This window comes from Cellulomonas algicola (genome assembly GCF_003851725.1).
GTDB classification, from domain to species: domain Bacteria; phylum Actinomycetota; class Actinomycetes; order Actinomycetales; family Cellulomonadaceae; genus Cellulomonas; species Cellulomonas algicola.
The window spans coordinates 1-2,365 of the sequence record NZ_BHYL01000198.1 but is presented as its reverse complement, the minus strand read 5'-3'; the positions used below and the strand labels follow the sequence as shown (position 1 = coordinate 2,365).

The 2,365-nt window shown below is 74.1% G+C and carries 2 protein-coding genes; both read left to right on the top strand.

Features of this window, described 5'->3' with window-relative positions; translation table 11 throughout:
- Positions 1 to 91 precede the first annotated feature (91 nt).
- Positions 92 to 2,149 (top strand): flagellar biosynthesis protein FlhA, encoded by a 2,058-nt coding sequence (flhA, locus tag CTKZ_RS12905; protein WP_124343329.1) that lies wholly within the window; start codon positions 92 to 94, stop codon positions 2,147 to 2,149.
- Positions 2,127 to 2,365, top strand: a 239-nt coding sequence (locus CTKZ_RS12900) for a hypothetical protein (RefSeq protein ID WP_200829739.1), incomplete at its 3' end; no start/stop codon positions are given. The genes flhA and CTKZ_RS12900, both read left to right, overlap by 23 nt.

Below are 2,365 nucleotides of genomic sequence, written 5' to 3'. Positions count from 1 at the left end.
GGGCCGCCGTGCGCGACGCCGCGCGCGCCGGCCGCCGGCCCGCCGCCCCCACCGACCCCGCTGAGACCTCCACCGGTCAGGAGACCACCCGATGAAGTCCCGGTCCATCGCGCCCATGGCGGTGCCCGCCGGCGTCGTCGGCATCGTGCTGCTGCTCGTCGTGCCGCTGCCCGCCGCGCTGCTCGACGTGCTGATCGCCGTCAACATCACCGCGTCGCTCGTCATCCTGCTGACCTCGATGTACGTCAAGCGGCCGCTCGACTTCTCGGTGTTCCCGTCGCTGATCCTGGTGTTCACGCTGTTCCGGCTCGGCCTCAACGTGGCGTCGACGCGGCTCGTGCTGCGCGACGGCTACGCGGGCCAGGTCATCGAGGCGTTCGGGCACTTCGTCATCGGCGGGTCGCTCGTCATCGGCCTCGTGATCTTCCTGATCCTCGTGGTCATCCAGTTCGCGGTCATCACGAACGGTGCGGGCCGCGTCGCGGAGGTCGGCGCGCGGTTCACGCTCGACGCGATGCCCGGCAAGCAGATGGCCATCGACGCCGACCTCAACTCGGGCCTCATCGACGAGGACGAGGCGCGCCGCCGCCGCGCCGACGTGGCTGCCGAGGCCGACTTCTACGGCGCCATGGACGGTGGCTCGAAGTTCGTCAAGGGCGACGCGATCGCGGGCATCGTCATCACGGTCATCAACCTCGTCGGCGGCTTCGTCATCGGCATGGTGCAGATGGGCATGTCCGCGGGGGACGCGCTGCAGCGGTTCAGCCTGCTGACCATCGGCGACGGCCTCGTCACGCAGATCCCCGCGCTGCTGCTGTCGGTGTCCACCGGCATCGTCGTCACCCGCGCGACGGCCGAGGGCGACATGGGCACGGCCGCCGCGAAGCAGCTCGGGCAGTCCCGCACCGCGCTGCTCATCGCGGGCAGCGGCGCGATCGCGCTCGCGCTCCTGCCGGGCATGCCGAAGCTGCCGTTCATGCTCGTCGGCGCGACGCTCCTGCTCGTCGCGCAGCGGGTCAAGGCGCGCGAGGCCCGCGAGGCCGCCGCGGCGCTCACCAAGCCCGCCGCGTCCGTGACCGCGCCGCCCACGGACACCCCCGAGCAGCTCATCGAGGACATGCGCGTGCACACGCTCGAGATCCTGCTCGCGCCCGACCTGGTCGACCTCGTCGGCTCCGGCCCGGACCAGGACCTGCTCGCGCGCGTGCGCGGCCTGCGGCGCAAGACCGCGATGGAGCTCGGCATCGTCGTGCCGCCCGTGCGGACCCGGGACTCGGTCGACCTGCCGCGGGCCACCTACGTCGTGAAGATCGCCGGTGTCGAGGTCGGCCGCGGGCAGGCGCCCGCGGGGTCGATGCTCGCGCTCGGCGACGACCTCGGCGCGCTGCCCGGGACCGTCGTGCACGAGCCCGTGTTCGGCCTGCCCGGCAAGTGGGTGCCGTCCGAGCTGCGGCACGCTGCCGAGATGTCCGGCGCGACCGTCGTCGACCGGGTGTCCGTGCTCATCACCCACCTCGGTGCGCTCATCACGCAGAACGCCGCGCGCCTGCTCGGCCGCGAGGACGTGCGCGTCCTCACCGAGTCCGTGAAGAAGGTCAACCCGTCGGTCGTCGAGGAGCTCGTGCCGTCGCTGCTGTCGCTCGGCGAGGTCCAGCGCGTGCTCCAGGGCCTGCTCACCGAGGAGGTCCCGATCCGCGATCTCGGCCGCATCTACGAGGCGCTCGCGCTGCGGGCCAAGCTGTCGACCGACCCGGAAGGGCTCGTCGAGGCCGCGCGCGCCGCACTGGGCCCCGCGCTCGCCGCGCAGCACGCGCAGGACGGCACGCTGCGCGTCCTCACGCTCGACCCGGGCCTGGAGCAGCAGCTCGTCGAGTCGCTGCGGCCCGGCGACGGCGGCACGCAGCTGCTCGTCGACCCGTCGCGCGTCGAGTCCGTGCTGCACCAGCTCCGTGCGGCCGTCGCCGAGGCCGAGGCCGACGGGCGGGCGGTCGTGCTCGTGTGCGCGCCCGTCGTGCGGCCCGCGCTGCGCCGGCTCGTCGCGCTCGGCCTGCCGCGCCTGCCCGTGCTGTCCTACGCCGAGGTGACCGGTGGCGGGCTGACCGTCGAGACCGTGGGGGTGGTGCGCGGTGACCACGCGATTGCTGCTTGAGGGCACCAGCCTCGCCGAGCTCATGGCGCACGTGCGCGCCGAGTTCGGGCCGCAGGCACGCGTCGTGCGCGCCGAGCGCGTCCGCAGCGGCGGCATCGGCGGGTTCTTCGCGCGCGAGCGGTACGAGATCACCGTCGACGTGCCGCCGCCGCCCGAGGCCCGGCCCGCCGCGCTGCGCGCCGTGCCCGCGGGCGGGCTGCCTGCGCTGCTGGCCGC

Coding starts and splice junctions, on each gene's coding strand:
- flhA (WP_124343329.1), top strand. CDS start 92: ATGAAGTCCCGGTCCATCGCGCCCATGGCGGTGCCCGCCGGCGTCGTC.